This is a genomic window from Frigoribacterium sp. UYMn621 (assembly GCF_040549525.1).
GTDB lineage: Bacteria > Actinomycetota > Actinomycetes > Actinomycetales > Microbacteriaceae > Lacisediminihabitans.
In genome coordinates this window covers 24,685-40,017 of sequence record NZ_JBEPTM010000014.1, presented here as the reverse complement: position 1 = coordinate 40,017, position 15,333 = coordinate 24,685, and the positions used below count along the sequence as shown (strand labels likewise).

The window sequence follows — 15,333 nt, the reverse complement described above, 5'->3', positions numbered from 1 at the left end:
ACCCCGACTCAGACGAAGTGTCCGCGATGTCTTGAGACATGAAATGTCCGGGATGTCCTGATGCAGAACTGCCCGGGATCTCTTGAGACATCACATTCCTGATCTGAATGTACGTATGCTACCGTGGTAGATACACACGACGCGCTATTAGAAACAGAGGTTTAGAATGAAGGGCGGTGTGATTCTCTTCCGAGGGTCGGGCACAGCTGCGCGAAGGTATCTGGAGTCGGACCGCTCACAAGCTGACGAGTACTACCTGGAATGTGGCGTCTCGCTTGCGGAGTTCTCCGTCGTCGATGGCGAGGGTGCGGTGGTCGGCGAGGGTGTGTTGACGCCGGAGCAGTATGCGGACTGGGTTGATTGGATCAACCCGTTCACTGGTGAGTCGATGGGCACTCCGCGCCAGGCGGGGGAGGGCCGTCAGGGTTCGCCGCGGTTTGCGGAGATAGTGGTGAACGCCCCGAAGTCGCTATCGATCGCGGCAGCGTTACACCCGGACGTGTCGGAGGCGCTGGATGCCGCGCAGAAGGATGCGATGGGGGAGATCCGGCGCTGGCTCGGGCAGCACTCGGTCACTCGGGTAGGCCCGAGGGGGAGGCAGGAAGTAGTACCGGTCGAGCAGCTCGAGACCGTTTCGGTCGTCCACAAGACTTCGCGAGCAGGTGATCCGCACCGGCACATCCACTTTCAGATTGGTACGAGGGTCTGGGCCGCGGGCGCATGGCGGGGTTTGGACACAGCGGCGTTGTTCAAACAGCAAGCTGCGATCCGGGCGCTTGGTACGGCGGTCATCGCCGCCCACCCGCAGCTCGCTGCGGTCCTCGACCGGCATGGGCTGACGCTCGATCCGGTGACCGGCGAGGTGGCCGAGTTGGAGCGGTTCAATGCGCCGCTGAGCAAGCGGGCCGAGCAGGTGCAGAAGAACCTGGTCCGCTTCGAGGCCGAGTGGGAGACTCGACACCCGGGACAGGAACCCGGACGGGTCGTCACGACGAGGCTGACCGTGATGGCTTGGGATCACGAGCGACCAGCCAAGAAGCCGACCAGCCTGCGTGACGAGGCTGGCTGGCGTGTGGAGCTGGAAGCCTTCGGCTACACCCCGAACCTGCCACGCCAACATCGGCCGCCACCAGTGGCGCTAGATGAGTTTCGAGTGCAACAGGTCGCATCGCGTGCGCTCGACCGGTGCGCGGCCGCCGCATCAACCTGGACGCGGCACACGGTCCAGGAGCATGTCACCCGCATCATCACCGAAGCCGGGGTGTGCGCGGAGCCAGCGGCGTTGCGTGACCTTATTGCGATCACCACCCGGCTGGCGGTGGAGGATTGCCTGTCGGTGCTGCCACCCGATGCAGTGCAACCCGACCATGTTGCACACCTGACGAGCGTGCACGTCGTTGCGGTCGAGACCGGACTGCGGGATCTACTGGCCGCCCGTGCAACCGCCGGCGCGCGTCGGACGCCAGACGTGACGCAGCTGGCGGCCGAGCATGAGCTGGACACGGATCAGACCCGTGCGGCGGCGGCCCTCGCATCCGATGATCCGCTCGTAATAGTGGAAGGCGCAGCGGGTGCGGGCAAGACCACCATGCTCAGAGTTGCTATCGAAGCGGCCGCCGCCGAGGAGCGTGCAACGCGGATCGTGACCCCGACGAAGAAGGCCGCGCAGGTGGCGCGGCAGGAACTCGGCGTGGTCGCAGACAGTGTGGCGAAACTCGTCCACGTGAACGGGTGGCGGTGGAACCGCGACGGCGTCTGGACCCGCCTGACGATCGGTGACACCGACCTCGAGACGGGCGGCGCCTACACCGGCCCGCCAGCCGAGACGCGACTGAGTAGGGGCGAGCGCATCGTGGTGGACGAGGCCGGGATGCTCGACCAGGACACCGCACTCGCCTTGCTGACTCTTGCGAACGAGAGTGGTGCAACCCTGGCCCTGGTCGGCGACCGAGCGCAACTCCCCGCCGTCGGACGCGGCGGCGTCCTCGACATTGCCGCGCAGCTCTCCAACCGCACGTTCGACATGACGACCGTGCATCGCTTCACGGATCCCGAATTCGCCGACCTGACCGTGCGGATGCGCGCAGGCGAGAACCCGGCGCTGCTGTTCGACCAGCTGCACGCACTCGGCCTGATCCAGTTGTATGAGAGCGCCGACGACGCACAGGGGACGATCGCCAGGACCACGCGGGACGGCGACGCGATCACGACCGCGACAAACGACGACGCACGCGAGTTGAACGCGCGCATCCGCGACGAGCGGGTGCGACAAGGCCACGTCGACGATACACGCACCACTACCGGCAGCGATGGACTCGCCATCGGCGCGGGGGATCGGATCCAGACCCGCAAGAACGACAGTGATCTCGGCATCGCGAATCGGCAGAACTGGTCCGTGCAGCATGTCGGCGACGACGGCACAGTATGGGTGAGGGACGCCGGCAGCGGACACAAATACCAGCGCACCGTCGTACTCCCCGCCGAATACATCAGCGAGTACACGCACCTGGCTTACGCCTCGACCGCTTACGGCGTGCAAGGCGCGACCGTCTCGGAGTCGCATACGGTCCTGTCCGACGCCCTCGACGCTGCCGGCGTCTACGTAGGCATGACCCGCGGGCAGGAAGCGAATCGACTGCACATCGTCGCTGCAGATCTGGACGAGGCACGCGAGCTGTTCACCAACGCGCTCGAACGCGACCGTGCCGACCGCGGCCTGGCCGACGCGACCCGCGGAGCACACGAAGCAGCACACGGTCTCGTCGCCGATGGTCCGGTGAGGCTCGTCAACCAGGAACGAGCAAGGCTTACGCAACAGATAGAGCGTGCTGACCGGCAGGCCAAGAAGTGGCAGCGCTCAGTCGCCGCACTAGCGCGGCAGCGCGATGCACACCGGGCCGAGTACCTAGAGCAGCAAGAACTGGTCGCTGCCGCGGACTCGCGCGCCGCACAGACACACGCCGACGCCGTCGCGCCACTGATCGAGCAGGCCACTGCCGACGGCGCCGGCCACCTCGCGGCGCAGGAGCGGATGTGGGAGGCGACCTCTGCCCGCGCCCGCGTCGGACGATTCAAAAGAAGCGCCGCCGCCCGCGTGGCCGCCGCCACCGCAGATGAATACCGCGCCACCGAAAACGCGATGCAAAGACGCTGGGGTGGCGTGCCGGAGACGACAACGGGCATCTTGTCCTGGGCCGAGGCCGCAGCCCAAGCACAGGCAGCCACAGACCCGCGCGTGGTCGGAGCGAACCGGGATGCGGAGTGTGCTCGCCGCGAGCAAGAGCGGCTGGCCGAGCAGCGCGCAGAAGAGCGCGCCGCCCTGCACGGTCGCATCTTCGAGAAGCTGCCGCCGGGTGGCGCCGAAGGCCGTGCCACCCAGTGGCGTAATCGCGCTGGGCAGGCGCGGCGCAACCTTGGCGAAATCGAGGCGCTCCCGGTCACCCAGGCCGCCCAGCTCATTCGTGACCGCGCGGCGCGAGTCCAGGCCACACAGGCGACGGCCGAGCGCGCCCAGGCTGCGCGCGACGCGCAAGCCGCGAAGCTTGGCCAGTTCCGGACTGCATCGAACGAGCACCAGCATCGCGGGCCGGATCATGGCATCGGCCCGAAGCTGTAACGACTTGACGGATGTCGCGGACCGGTGGCGACCTGTCAACCTCAAGCCTTAGCGTCGGGAGGATCCTGGCACGGCCACTTTTTCCGAGAGTGTGACTTAGTGGCGTAACTCATAGCGAGTTCGGTCGGGATTATGACTTGCCAGCCACAGCACCACTCACAAGGCATGGCGAAACAGGATGAGGGCCGACCTGGGAAAGCTTCGATGCTCTTGATCGATGTCTTTTCTTACAGTGACGGACCTGGCGGGTCGTTATGGGGGAGGGGATCCGCTCCAAATCGGTCGATCGGGGGCAGGCGTGGGCGTCTCGATCTTCCGGGCCGGGCTGGAGGTTGCGGGGGCCTGGGGTTGCTGTCTCCGACGCCTGGCGCGGCTGTCGCGTTGCGAAGTTGGACCGCCCAGGCGAGGGTGCGTCTCTGAACATGCGCGAATTCGTCGGCGGTGACACCGTACTGCGCGGCCTGTGTCGGGAGGATCGTCGCGATGCGGGAGAGTTGTGCGGCGAACATGCCCGTGTCGAAGCCGTCGTCGTGTTCGCGACCCAGGGCGAGCAGTTCCGCGTCGGTGAATCGGCCGGTAGCGCGGATGGAGTCCAGGTCGAGGAAGTCGCGCACTTCACCGCGGGAGTACACCGCGGAAAGCTTGCCGGCGACGGCGTCGCGTTCGGACAGGACCGGGCCGACAATCATGGACACAGGGGCGTCGGCTCGCCAGTTGACACCGAAGTCCACGTCCAACAGTTCCTCACTCTGCCCGTTCAGGTGGAATCGGGCGAACGAATCGGACACCCGGGATCGACTGACCTCGAAGCCTGCTTCCACTAGCGCGGTCTCGGCGGCCTCGAGTGCCGTTCGAAACTGTTCGGCAGTCGTGGTGTGGCCGGCAAAGAGATCAACATCCTCGGTGGGTCGGTCGGTGAGCCCCCATTGGCGAATCGCTCCGGCACCGGCAAGAACGAATCCGGCATCGGCGACCGCATCCAACAGCAAGCTGGTTACACGCAACTGCAGTGCGGCGAGGGCGTCCTCGTCGCCAGTCACAAGGCCACCTGCCAGCTCGCGCGGAGACCGATTACGCGGCGAGATCGGGAAAGTGCTCTTCCCAGAGGATGCGGCAACGCTCGGGCAGGATCAGTCCAGCCCATTCCTGGCGCAGCAGCGTTTCGTTTAGCAGCGCTTCCTGAATCTGCGGGGTGCCTTCGCGTACCAGCGCTTGGTAGACCATGCGACGCTGCCCGGCCTCGTCCAGATCGAACTCGCGGGACGGGCCCCAGTGAACGGTGATCGGCACGTTCAGCATGCCGTCCGCAGGCCCCCGCAAGGTCGACAGGGATGAGGGCACCTCGTAGGGGATCACGTCGCGAATGTGCACACGGTTCGCCGCCATGACCCACACCACCTCTCGTCCGCATCAGCACTGTAGAGACCACGATTCTACTGGCCGAACCGCAATGGTTCCCGGAAGCTGTCGACATCATGGATTCACTCCTGGGCGGGGTCGAAGAGTCTAAGGAACTTCTCGCGTGGGATCACCACGCGGCGGCCGAGCCTGACCGAGGGAATCGTACGGTTCTCGACTCCCGCCGTGACAGTGCGGGGGTCGACACCGAGTGCCTGCGCCGCCTCAGTTCGCGTAATTACCAAGTTTCGCGACTCGCGCAGCGTCTCGATCGTCACTGTTACGGTTCTCATATCGCGTACCTCGTTCCTTGGACGGCGAGAAATCATCATTCGGGAATCTACAGGTTCGCGCTTGCTGTGTCAACAATCACTGTGTATGTTTCTTATATGGACGATAGGAAGCGCGGGAATCCCGCGGGACACACGAACGAACTTGTCGCTGCGAATCTCCGCAAGATGCGCCAAGGCACTGGCGTCGACCTACGAGAGCTATCCGCACGGATTAAAGCGACGGGCCGGCTCATCTCGCCTTCGGCGCTCAGCAAGATCGAGAACGGCGACCGCCGCGTCGACGTGGACGACCTCACAGTCTTGGCCTACGCCCTGGAGACCACCCCGGCCGCCCTACTCACCCCACCCTCCGAGGAAACCCAGGCCCCGGCCGGGGTGCCGGAGGACCGGTTCACACCCGAGGAAATCCAAGTGTGGATTCAGGGCCGGGTCAAGCTCACGACCGAGGATCTGCTGCGGTACTGGAAGGAGCAAGCGTTCGACTCCGCCAGCTACATTCACCGCTCCGGGGACATCCTCACGCAGTACCACAAGGGCCAGGTTGGGGTCACCCCACCTGAAGTCTACGAAAGGCGCATCGCGACCCACCGGGAACGCCTTGCCATGATCCGCGGGCGCCAGCTCGAACTCGACCCGATGGCCGTGCCCATCGAGGAATGACCCACCTCAACGACACGAAAGGAAGGTGAGATCACATGGAAAGACGGAACAAGCCTCCCGATCCCACGAACGAGGGGCGGAAGCGCCAGCGGCGCTCACGCTCGCGGCAGCCCGGATCGATCCAGGAGTACATGACGAGTCGGGGCAAGCGGTGGCGGTTCCAGATCTACGTTGTCATCGACCCGGAATATCCGGAGCTCGGGGAGAAGCGTGTCACACGCAGCGGCTTCTTGGATACTGCGGCAGCGAGTGCGGAGCTTCAGAAAGCGCTGAAGAAGAAATCGCAGAACGAGAAGTTCCTCGGAAAAGTGCCCGTGATCTCGGCGTACGCCGACACGTGGGCGGCGGGGCTAAAGCTCGAGACGTCTACTATCCAGGGTTACAAGAAAATCATCCGCAACCACATCTCCCCGCAACTCGGCGACATCCACCTGGACAAGCTCACCGCGACCCGCATCGCGCGCCACTACCGCGACCTCGAAACCTCGGGCAGGCGGGACAAGCACGGCTTTGGGAAGCCACTCTCGCCCAACACCGTGCATAAAGTGCATGTCCTGCTTGGGGCGATGCTCGACGCGGCGATCGAGGATGGCTTGCTCTCGGTCAATCCGGCGAAGAAGAAGCGCACCGTAAACGCTCCGAAGAGCAGCCAAATACGCGCGGCCCGCCCCGAAATACAGACCTGGACGGGCGAAGAACTCCACGCGTTCCTCGCCTGGGACCGCGACGAGTTGAAGGACGAGCTTTCCCGCTCTGGCGGACCATAGCCTATACAGGCATGCGCCGCAGCGAAGCACTCGCCCTCCGGTGGGGCGACGTGAATTTCAAGACGAAGATCATCAGCGTTCGTCGCGCCGCGGACGTCACCGAACGCAACAAGACCAAAACAACCAAGACCGGCTCGGCCAGGCCGATTGACGTGGATGACGAAACCCTGGACGTGCTCCGCGCCCAGAAAGCCACCCGAGGCACGATCGCGCTGGACCTCGCTCGTGTCGAGGCCTACGTGTTCGGCGATGACGAGGGCTCGATCCCAGTGCCCGACGCCATCACCAGTCGCTGGACGCGGCGGATCGGTTGGGCCACCCAGAGACTCGACATCGGCCGAGTCACCATTAAGGGGCTCCGGCACACTCACGCGACCCTGCTGCTCGAACTCGGGGTGCACCCGAAGGTCGTGCAAGAGCGGCTCGGCCACTCCACGATCACCACGACGATGAACATCTACAGCCACGTCACGCCCACGATGCAACGCGCAGCGATCGACCGCCTCGCAGAGCACCTGACCGGTCGTTAGCACTTTTCTTAGCACTCCCATAGGAAATGGCCCCCGATCGGGAATATAAAATCCCTGACCAGAGGCCATTTTCGCTCTGTGCGCGAAGGGGGACTTGAACCCCCACGCCCTAACGGGCACCAGCACCTCAAGCTGGCGCGTCTACCATTTCCGCCATCCGCGCGCTTTCGATTCCTCTTTTCAGAAGCACCGAGGTACGACACTAGCATGCGCGCGGGGCACGCTTCGAACACCGGCGCGCGGCCGCGAGACGATACCGTTGAGGCATGCTGACTGAGACATCCGACGACCAGCTCGACGCCACCGCTCGCATCGCCCGGGACCTGATCCGATTCGATACGACCAACTATGGCGGCGGCAAATCCAACGGCGAGACGGATGCCGCGGAGTACGTTTCGGCCTACCTCACCGGTCTTGGGCTCAGCCCCGAGATGTTCGAGTCCGAACCCGGGCGGGTGAGCGTGGTCGCCCGCGTCGAGGGATCCGACAGTTCGAAACCGGCCCTCGTGGTGCACGGCCACACGGATGTCGTTCCCGCCCAGCCGGACAACTGGTCCGTTGACCCCTTCGGCGGCGTCATCAAAGACGGCATGCTCTGGGGCCGAGGTGCCGTCGACATGAAGAACATGGACGCGATGATGCTCACCGCACTCGAGGACATCCTCGGCGCCGGCAAGCAGCCCTCCCGCGACCTCGTGATCGCGTTCTTCGCCGACGAGGAGGCCGGGGGAGTGCTCGGTTCCGGCTACCTGGTGAAGAACCATCCGGAGCTCTTCGCGGGCGCTACCGAGGCGATCAGCGAGGTGGGCGGCTACTCGGTGACCCTCAACGGTACGCGCGCCTACCTGTTGCAGACCGGGGAGAAGGCCCTGGTCTGGGTCAAACTCATCGCGCGCGGCACCGCCTCGCACGGATCGCACGTGATGCGCGACAACGCCGTCACGAAGCTCGCTGAGGCCGTCGCCGCCGTCGGCCGTCGCGAATGGCCGGTGCGTCTCACCGAGACGACGACCGAACTGCTCGCAGAACTCGCCCGCATCCTCGAGGTCGACCCGCAGACGGTGGGGCCGGATGAGATCGCCCTGGCCACCGGCACGACGAGTCGATTCATCCAGGCCTCGCTTCGCACGACGACCAACCCGACCGCCCTGACGGCCGGCTACAAGCACAATGTCATCCCAGACACCGCAGAGGCGCTGATCGACATCCGCACTCTGCCGGGTGAAGAGGATGCCGTGCTCGCCGAACTCGCGGAGCTCGTCGGCCCCGACATCGAGATCGTCGTTCTGCACCGCGACATCGGGCTCGAAACCGCCTTCTCCGGGCCGCTCGTCGAGGCGATGACCTCGGCGCTCGGCACCCACGACCCTGGCGCTCCGGTGCTGCCGTACATGCTCTCGGGCGGCACGGACAACAAGGCGCTCTCCCTTCTCGGCATCAAGGGCTACGGCTTCGCACCGCTCAGGCTCCCGCCCGAGCTCGACTTTCCCGCGATGTTCCACGGCGTTGACGAGCGTGTGCCGCTCGACGCGTTAGTGTTTGGCAGGCGCGTCCTCGGGGACCTGCTGCTCGACTACTGATTGGACCCGCCCGTGGGCATGCTCAACGCCATCATCCTCGGCATCGTCCAGGGCCTCACCGAGTTCCTGCCGATCTCCTCGAACGCCCATTTGCGGCTGCTCGGCCTGGTGCTCGGAACGGGCACCGACCCGGGTGCGGCCTTCACCGCGATCATCCAACTCGGCACCGAGCTCGCGGTCGTCGTCTATTTTGGCGCCGATCTCTGGCGGATCATCTCGCGCTGGTTCCTCGCCCTGTTCGGCCGCATTCCGCGCAATGACCCGGACGCCAAGATGGGCTGGTTCATCATCCTCGGCTCGGTGCCGATCGTGGTGCTCGGCCTGATCTTCCAAAAGACCATCGAGACCACCCTCCGCTCGCTGTGGGTCATCGCCGTCAGCCTTATCGTGTTCGGCATCCTGCTCGGCGTCGCGGACTATGTCGGGGCGAAGAAGCGCCGGTTGCGGGACCTCACGGTGCCGCACGCCGTGATCTACGGGGGAGCCCAGTCTCTCGCTCTCATCCCGGGCGTCTCGCGCTCGGGCGGCACGATCACCGCCGGGCTCTTCCTCGGGTACGAGCGTGCGGCGGCCACCCGGTATTCATTCCTTCTCGCCATTCCCGCCGTCTTCGGAAGTGGCCTGTTCGAGCTCTACAAGACGATCAAGTCGCCGGGATCCGAGGTCTTCACGGCGGGGGAGACCGCCGCGGCGACTGTCGTCGCCTTCGTCGTCGGACTGGTCGTGATCGCATTCTTCATGAGCTACATCTCGAAGCGCTCGTTCCTCCCGTTCGTGATCTACCGCATCCTGCTCGGCGGCACGCTCGTCGTGCTTCTCTCCACCGGCGTCTTGAAACCGGTCTGATTCGGACATCCTCGCGGATGCCACCGGGCAACTCGTGCTCGTCGCCTCTACCTGCAGGAATGAACCGCCCGCGAGAGCACGCTCAGCCAGCGCCAGCTGCGATCTGCCCACAACAGTGGTGGCGTGATTCGCCAGTCCGTTCGCGGCAATTGAGCGCGGCCCTAGAAATCCGCAGGAGACCGGTCTACCGTGAAGCCCGTTGCTCCAGACCCCCAGGCCTCGGCCCAGTGACTTAACCCGGTGATCCGGCCTGCGCACAAGCGCAGGGTCGCCTCGCCATCGGAGGTAGACCATGCTCGGGCATTTCGACGAGAGCCCCGGATCCAGTTCAGCGGCGGTCGCCGACGTCACCGCGGCCGACCCGATGGTCGCGCACGCGCCAGCGGACCGCGGTGAGAGCGCGGGATCGCGAACCGGCGTGGTCCCCACTTCGCATGCCCGTGCTTTCACCTCGGAGGACCTTCTGGACTACGAAGAATGGACGGCATCCGGAGGGTTCAGCTAAACAGCCTCGGTAACCGCCGTTCACCGGCTCGCTTAGGCTGGAATCGTGCAATCCTGGACTCGCCCGACCGTGCCCGCCCTGCCCGGAGCGGGGATCGTTCCCCGCATATTCGACGCAGCGTCGCAGACACCCGTCGAGGCGCGTCCGCACCCCTCCACTCCCACGCTCGCGAGCATCTATGTCTGCGGGATCACGCCGTACGATGCCACCCACCTGGGCCATGCCGCGACCTACCTGGCCTTCGACACGCTCATTCGGGTGTGGATGGATGCCGGGTTCGAGGTGCGCTACGTGCAGAACACCACGGACATCGACGACCCGCTGCTCGAGAGGGCCGCACGAGACGGCGTGGACTGGCGAGACCTCGCGGCCTCCCAGATCGAGCTGTTCCGCGGCGACATGGAGAAGCTCGGCATCATCCCTCCCGACGAATACGTCGCGGTGACCGAGGTGATCGCGGAGGTCGCCGATGCTGTGAAGATCCTCGTGCAGAACGGCTCCGCCTACAGCGTGACGAGCCCGGATGCCGCGGACGACCTCTACTTCGACAGCAGTTTCGCCGTGCCAGCCTGGCACCTCGGTCAGGAGAGCGCACTCGACCGAGCGACGATGCTCGAGCTCAGTGCGGAACGCGGGGGAGACCCGCAGCGCGCCGGTAAACGCGACCCGCTCGATCCGCTGCTCTGGCGTTCGGAGCGGGCCGGCGAACCGGCCTGGGACTCGTCCCTCGGGCGCGGGCGCCCCGGATGGCACATCGAGTGTTCAGTGATCGCGCTGGAGCACCTTCCGACCCCGCTCACCGTCAACGGGGGAGGCCGGGACCTCGTCTTCCCCCATCACGAATTCAGCGCCGGACATGCCGCCGCCCTCACCGGTCATCCGCTCGCCGGGATCTACGCCCACGCCGGGATGGTCGCCTACCAGGGCGAGAAGATGAGCAAATCCCTGGGCAACCTCGTGCTCGTCTCCCGCCTCGTCGCCGGGGGCGCCGACCCGCGGTCGATCCGGCTCGCACTGCTCTCCGAGCGGTATCGCAGCGACTGGGAATGGACGGATGCCCATCTGCGCATCGCCGACGATCGGCTCGCGTCGTGGACAGCCTGGGCCGCGTCACCGACAGAGGACGCCGATGACGAGTTCCTCGCGGAGCTCCGCGAGCGGCTCGCCGACGATCTCGACACCGCCGGGGCGATCGCCGCGATCGATGCCCGCATCTGCGGCGGGGCTGTGGCCTCGAAGACGGCGATCAGCGCCATCGACGCACTACTCGGTATCCGCCTCTGACCTCACGCGGTCGTGACACTGTGACCGATCGAGGCCGGCAGCGACCGCGGGTGCTACTCGCGCGGTCCTCGATCGTCCGGGGGTGACGACGGACCGGCCGGACCGCCGGAACCACGCCCATCCGCCTTGCCGTCGCGCCGTCGCAGGTATTTCTCGAACTCCTGCGCGATCGCCTCCCCACTGGCCTCCGGGGAGTCGACGGTGTCCCTCGCCTGCTCGAGCTGGGCGATGTATGTCGCCATCTCGTCGTCCTCGCTGGCGAGCACGTCGATCCCGTTCTCCCAGGCCGCGGATTCGTCCACAAGCTCACCTCGCGGAATCACCACGTCGATCATCTCCTCGAGCTTGTCGATGATCGCGAGGGTTGCTTTCGGCGAGGGCGCGTTGTGCACGTAGTGCGGCACGGATGCCCAGATCGACACCGTGGGGATGCCCGCCTTCTCGGCAGCTTCGCCGAGCACCGAGAGAATGCCCACCGGGCCCTCGTACGAACTCTTCTCCACGGTGAGCTCGGTGCGCAGTTGCGCATTCTCACTGCTCACGAAGACCGAGATCGGCCGGGTGTGCGGCACGTCGGCGAGCATCGCTCCGAGGAAGACGACACCGGTGATCCGGTTCTCCGCGATGGTCGCCATGATCTCCGCGGTGAAGCTCTTCCAGTTGCGCGAGGGCTCCGTGCCGAGCAGCAGGTAGATGTTGGAGGCGTTGTCGCCGATCGCCCCTGGCACCTCCGCCGACTCCGGCGAGCGCTGCGCGAGAACGCCGGTGGGACCGTAGGTGACAACGGAGGGCCAGACGAGGAGGCGATTGCCGTCGTCATCCTGAGTGACCGTCGGGCGATTGAACTGGTAGTCGAAGTAGCGCTCAGCATCGATCTCCGCGATCGGATACAGGTCGAGAAGATCCTTGAGCATCGAGACGGCACCGCTCGCGGCTTCCCCCGCATCGTTCCAGCCCTCGAAGGCGACGACCAACAGTCGCCCACTCAACATTCCCACGTTTGGCACTGGCTACCCTCTGGAGTCACGTTTCGGCGGACGGCCGGCTGTGGCCTACGTGACTTCCCTCCGTCAAGGATAGAACCCCCTTCCCTCTAAACTTGAGTCCCGTGACCGATCTCCTCCCCGCCGCCGTCCTCTGGGACATGGATGGCACCCTCGTAGACACCGAGCCGTACTGGCTCGCCGCCGAGGCCGAGCTCGTCGCATCCTTCGGCGGCACCTGGACCCAGGAGGATGGCCTCACGCTCGTCGGCTCCGGCCTCTGGCACACGGCGGCCGTGTTGCAACACCGCGGCGTCGAGCTCACCGAAGACCAGATCGTCGACCGTCTCACCGACCGCGTGATGGAGCAGATCCAGTCAGAGGTGCCCTGGCGGCCGGGGGCTCTCGACCTTCTCGCCGCGCTGCGGGATGCCCGCATCCCCACCGCCCTCGTGACGATGTCCATTCGGCGCATGGCAGAGCATGTCTCGTCGTTCCTGCCGTTCACCGCCTTCGACCACATCGTGGCCGGGGATTCGGTCACCCACAGCAAGCCGCATCCGGAGCCCTACCTGCGCGGCGCCGAGCTGCTCGGAGTCGACGCGGTCGGATGCATCGCCATCGAGGACTCGACCACCGGACTGGCTTCCGCGGTGGCCGCCGGAGCCGTCGCGATCGGTGTTCCTCTGCATTCCCCGCTCGAACATGGCCGCGGCTACACGATCTGGCCCACACTGACCGGCCGGGGCGTCACCGACCTCTCGGAACTTCTCCACTCGACAAGAACGGATGCCGCATGACCGCCGTTCGCCGCCAGAGCGGTCCCTTCCGCGCGGGAGACCGTGTACAGCTCACCGGGCCGAAGGGCCGCCTCAACACCATCACCCTCGAGGCCGGGAAGGTCTTCCACACCCACCGCGGCATGGTCGATCACGACGCCCTGATCGGACTGGCGGATGCTTCGGTCGTCACCGCGACCAACGGCGACGAGTATCTCGCCCTCCGGCCTCTGCTCAACGACTTCGTCATGTCCATGCCTCGCGGCGCCGCGATCATCTACCCGAAGGATGCGGCGCAGATCCTGAGCCTCGGCGACATCTTTCCCGGCGCGACGGTCGTCGAGGCCGGCGTCGGATCGGGCGCGCTCAGCCTCTGGCTGCTCCGCGGCATCGGGCCGACCGGCTCCCTCACCTCCTTCGAGCGTCGTGAGGAGTTCGCGGATGTCGCCCGCGGCAATGTGGTCTCCTTCCTCGGGGCGGAGCCGCAGAACTGGACGGTGACCGTCGGCGACCTCGTCGAATCGCTGCCCACCGCCGTGGAGAACGGCTCGGTCGACCGGGTGGTGCTCGACATGCTCGCGCCCTGGGAGTGCCTGGGCGTCGTCGCTGACGCGCTCGCGCCCGGCGGCGTGCTGCTCTGCTACATCGCCACCGTCACCCAGCTCTCGCGGGTCGCAGAGGCCGTGCGCGGAACGGGACTCTTCACCGATCCCGATTCCTCCGAGACGATGGTGCGCGGATGGCACGTGGAAGGCCTTGCCGTGCGTCCCGACCATCGCATGGTCGCCCACACGGGCTTCCTGCTCACCGCACGCCGCCTCGCGCCCGACACCGTGCTTCCGCAGCTCAAACGTCGGCTCTCCAAGTCGGACTACACCGATGAGGATGTCGAGGCCTGGACCCCCGGTGCCCTGGGGGAGCGATCCGTCACCGATAAGCGCCTGCGCAAGACGGCTCGAGCGGCCCAGACCACCGCCGGTCACGCGATTGCCGCGGCCGATACCGCGAGCACCCGGCCCGCGGACGAGTCGCCCGCAGAGTCACTCTAGAATTGTCAGGTTCCACGATCGTGATCGAAACGAGGATTCGTGCGTAAGACCACAGCGCTGATCGCTGCCATCGCCCTGCTCGGCTCGCTGACGGCGTGCGCAAGCGGCACCGGCTCCAGCATCGCGGGGTGTGATCCGGTCGTGACCGCTGGCGCGGCATCCTCCGTCATCACGGCACCGGGCAAGTTCGGCACCGCGCCGAAGGTGGGGTTCCCCACCCCGCTGTACACGAAGACCACCCAGGCTTCCACGCTCATCGCCGGCAAGGGTGCCCCGATCGTCGCCGGCCAGCCGGTGATCCTCGATGTGACGATCGTCAACGCCGCGGATGGCACGGAGCTGCAGAAGACCAGCTACAACAGCACCGGCGGGAGCCTCATCACCGCGGGGAAGTCCACCTTCCCGGCGGTCAGTGAGGGCCTCGAGTGCGCTCAGGTCGGATCCCGCCTCGCCATCATCGGCTCGGCCAAAGACAGTCACAACGGCGTTGCGGATGCCGCGAACGGCATCGGCAAGGACGACTCCTTCATCTACGTCGTCGACGTGAAGGGCGCCTTCCTGCCGAAGGCGAACGGCGCCGACCAGATCCCCACCAACGGAATGCCGGCGGTCGTGCTCACCGCGGACGGCACCCCTGGCATCAGCGTTCCCGACCGCTCCGCACCGAAGACCACGACGGTCAACGTGCTGAAGGCGGGCTCTGGCGCGAAGGTGAAGAAGGACCAGTTCGTCGTCGTGCAGTACACCGGCATCGGCTGGGGCACCAAGACGGTCTTTGATTCCACCTGGGCGGCGCACCAGGCGTCGGTGATCCAGGTCGGCTCGGCTTCCGTCTCATCCGGTCTGAGCAATGCCCTGATCGGCAAGCGCGTCGGATCGCAGGTGCTCGCCGTGCTTCCTCCGAAAGCGGCGGCGGTATCGGACGGCTCGGGCAAAGCGCCCGCAGACGACGCCTCCGTCTACGTCGTGGACATCCTCGGCATCGCCGGGTAAGTTACCTCCCGACCGGTGCGCCGGTCTCATCCGGACACAGGCCGAGTGTC

The 15,333-nt window shown here is 65.9% G+C and carries 15 protein-coding genes and 1 tRNA gene; 11 read left to right on the top strand and 5 right to left on the bottom strand.

Features of this window, described 5'->3' with window-relative positions; all coding sequences use genetic code 11:
* Window positions 1-166 precede the first annotated feature (166 nt).
* Window positions 167-3,616, top strand: coding sequence for a MobF family relaxase (gene mobF, locus ABIB54_RS15970; RefSeq protein WP_354576513.1), 3,450 nt, complete (start codon window positions 167-169; stop codon window positions 3,614-3,616).
* 227 nt (window positions 3,617-3,843) lie between these two features.
* Here the strand turns inward: mobF and ABIB54_RS15965 are convergent, their stop codons facing one another.
* The 3 genes from ABIB54_RS15965 to ABIB54_RS15955 all read right to left on the bottom strand — a co-directional run bounded on the left by ABIB54_RS15965 (window position 3,844) and on the right by ABIB54_RS15955 (window position 5,307).
* The gene (locus tag ABIB54_RS15965; protein ID WP_354576511.1) at window positions 3,844-4,656 is read right to left on the bottom strand and encodes a nucleotidyl transferase AbiEii/AbiGii toxin family protein; all 813 of its coding nucleotides are present in this window, start codon (window positions 4,654-4,656) and stop codon (window positions 3,844-3,846) included.
* A 31-nt stretch (window positions 4,657-4,687) separates the two neighbouring features.
* A complete protein-coding gene (locus ABIB54_RS15960; RefSeq protein WP_354576510.1) occupies window positions 4,688-5,002 on the bottom strand; it encodes a transcriptional regulator in 315 nt (104 codons plus the stop codon).
* A 95-nt stretch (window positions 5,003-5,097) separates the two neighbouring features.
* Window positions 5,098-5,307, bottom strand: a complete 210-nt coding sequence (locus tag ABIB54_RS15955; protein WP_354576508.1) for a helix-turn-helix domain-containing protein — start codon at window positions 5,305-5,307, stop codon at window positions 5,098-5,100.
* 96 nt (window positions 5,308-5,403) lie between these two features.
* Here ABIB54_RS15955 and ABIB54_RS15950 point away from each other — a divergent pair, with 96 nt between their 5' ends.
* From ABIB54_RS15950 to ABIB54_RS15940, 3 genes are read left to right on the top strand one after another with little or no spacing between them, the layout of a single operon-like run.
* Window positions 5,404-5,967 carry a helix-turn-helix domain-containing protein gene (locus ABIB54_RS15950; protein WP_354576507.1) on the top strand — a complete coding sequence of 188 codons (564 nt, stop codon included), beginning with the start codon at window positions 5,404-5,406 and terminating at the stop codon, window positions 5,965-5,967.
* Between the two features lie 35 nt (window positions 5,968-6,002).
* Window positions 6,003-6,734 (top strand): tyrosine-type recombinase/integrase, encoded by a 732-nt coding sequence (locus ABIB54_RS15945; protein WP_354576506.1) that lies wholly within the window; start codon window positions 6,003-6,005, stop codon window positions 6,732-6,734.
* Window positions 6,735-6,745: 11 nt separating this feature from the next.
* Window positions 6,746-7,264 (top strand): site-specific integrase, encoded by a 519-nt coding sequence (locus tag ABIB54_RS15940; RefSeq protein ID WP_354576504.1) that lies wholly within the window; start codon window positions 6,746-6,748, stop codon window positions 7,262-7,264.
* 79 nt (window positions 7,265-7,343) lie between these two features.
* Here the strand turns inward: ABIB54_RS15940 and ABIB54_RS15935 are convergent.
* Window positions 7,344-7,427 (bottom strand) — tRNA-Leu (locus ABIB54_RS15935).
* Between the two features lie 103 nt (window positions 7,428-7,530).
* Between ABIB54_RS15935 and ABIB54_RS15930 the strand changes: the two genes are divergently transcribed.
* The 4 genes from ABIB54_RS15930 to mshC all read left to right on the top strand — a co-directional run bounded on the left by ABIB54_RS15930 (window position 7,531) and on the right by mshC (window position 11,479).
* On the top strand, window positions 7,531-8,844 hold the full coding sequence (locus ABIB54_RS15930; RefSeq protein ID WP_354576503.1) for a M20/M25/M40 family metallo-hydrolase: 1,314 nt from the start codon (window positions 7,531-7,533) through the stop codon (window positions 8,842-8,844).
* An 18-nt stretch (window positions 8,845-8,862) separates the two neighbouring features.
* Complete coding sequence (locus tag ABIB54_RS15925; RefSeq protein WP_502917146.1) at window positions 8,863-9,690, top strand: undecaprenyl-diphosphate phosphatase; 828 nt, start codon at window positions 8,863-8,865, stop codon at window positions 9,688-9,690.
* A gap of 292 nt (window positions 9,691-9,982) precedes the next feature.
* Window positions 9,983-10,195 (top strand): hypothetical protein, encoded by a 213-nt coding sequence (locus ABIB54_RS15920; protein ID WP_354576501.1) that lies wholly within the window; start codon window positions 9,983-9,985, stop codon window positions 10,193-10,195.
* A 45-nt stretch (window positions 10,196-10,240) separates the two neighbouring features.
* Window positions 10,241-11,479 (top strand): cysteine--1-D-myo-inosityl 2-amino-2-deoxy-alpha-D-glucopyranoside ligase, encoded by a 1,239-nt coding sequence (mshC, locus tag ABIB54_RS15915; RefSeq protein WP_354576500.1) that lies wholly within the window; start codon window positions 10,241-10,243, stop codon window positions 11,477-11,479.
* A gap of 53 nt (window positions 11,480-11,532) precedes the next feature.
* Here mshC and ABIB54_RS15910 read toward each other — a convergent pair whose 3' ends face one another.
* Window positions 11,533-12,471, bottom strand: coding sequence for a proteasome assembly chaperone family protein (locus ABIB54_RS15910; RefSeq protein WP_354576514.1), 939 nt, complete (start codon window positions 12,469-12,471; stop codon window positions 11,533-11,535).
* 116 nt (window positions 12,472-12,587) lie between these two features.
* On the opposite strand from ABIB54_RS15910, the gene ABIB54_RS15905 reads away from it, so the two are divergent.
* From ABIB54_RS15905 to ABIB54_RS15895, 3 genes are read left to right on the top strand one after another with little or no spacing between them, the layout of a single operon-like run.
* Complete coding sequence (locus ABIB54_RS15905) at window positions 12,588-13,262, top strand: HAD family hydrolase (protein WP_354576499.1); 675 nt, start codon at window positions 12,588-12,590, stop codon at window positions 13,260-13,262.
* Window positions 13,259-14,290, top strand: coding sequence for a tRNA (adenine-N1)-methyltransferase (locus tag ABIB54_RS15900; protein WP_354576498.1), 1,032 nt, complete (start codon window positions 13,259-13,261; stop codon window positions 14,288-14,290). The genes ABIB54_RS15905 and ABIB54_RS15900 overlap by 4 nt, the downstream gene beginning before the upstream one ends.
* Before the next feature lie 39 nt (window positions 14,291-14,329).
* Entirely contained in the window at window positions 14,330-15,283 is a 954-nt protein-coding gene (locus ABIB54_RS15895) for an FKBP-type peptidyl-prolyl cis-trans isomerase (protein ID WP_354576497.1), read from the top strand.
* The last annotated feature ends 50 nt before the right edge of the window (window positions 15,284-15,333 follow it).

Coding starts and splice junctions, on each gene's coding strand:
- mobF (WP_354576513.1), top strand. CDS start 167: ATGAAGGGCGGTGTGATTCTCTTCCGAGGGTCGGGCACAGCTGCGCGA.
- ABIB54_RS15960 (WP_354576510.1), bottom strand. CDS start 5,002: ATGGCGGCGAACCGTGTGCACATTCGCGACGTGATCCCCTACGAGGTG.
- ABIB54_RS15955 (WP_354576508.1), bottom strand. CDS start 5,307: ATGAGAACCGTAACAGTGACGATCGAGACGCTGCGCGAGTCGCGAAAC.
- ABIB54_RS15950 (WP_354576507.1), top strand. CDS start 5,404: ATGGACGATAGGAAGCGCGGGAATCCCGCGGGACACACGAACGAACTT.
- ABIB54_RS15945 (WP_354576506.1), top strand. CDS start 6,003: ATGGAAAGACGGAACAAGCCTCCCGATCCCACGAACGAGGGGCGGAAG.
- ABIB54_RS15940 (WP_354576504.1), top strand. CDS start 6,746: ATGCGCCGCAGCGAAGCACTCGCCCTCCGGTGGGGCGACGTGAATTTC.
- ABIB54_RS15930 (WP_354576503.1), top strand. CDS start 7,531: ATGCTGACTGAGACATCCGACGACCAGCTCGACGCCACCGCTCGCATC.
- ABIB54_RS15925 (WP_502917146.1), top strand. CDS start 8,863: ATGCTCAACGCCATCATCCTCGGCATCGTCCAGGGCCTCACCGAGTTC.
- ABIB54_RS15920 (WP_354576501.1), top strand. CDS start 9,983: ATGCTCGGGCATTTCGACGAGAGCCCCGGATCCAGTTCAGCGGCGGTC.
- ABIB54_RS15910 (WP_354576514.1), bottom strand. CDS start 12,471: ATGTTGAGTGGGCGACTGTTGGTCGTCGCCTTCGAGGGCTGGAACGAT.
- ABIB54_RS15900 (WP_354576498.1), top strand. CDS start 13,259: ATGACCGCCGTTCGCCGCCAGAGCGGTCCCTTCCGCGCGGGAGACCGT.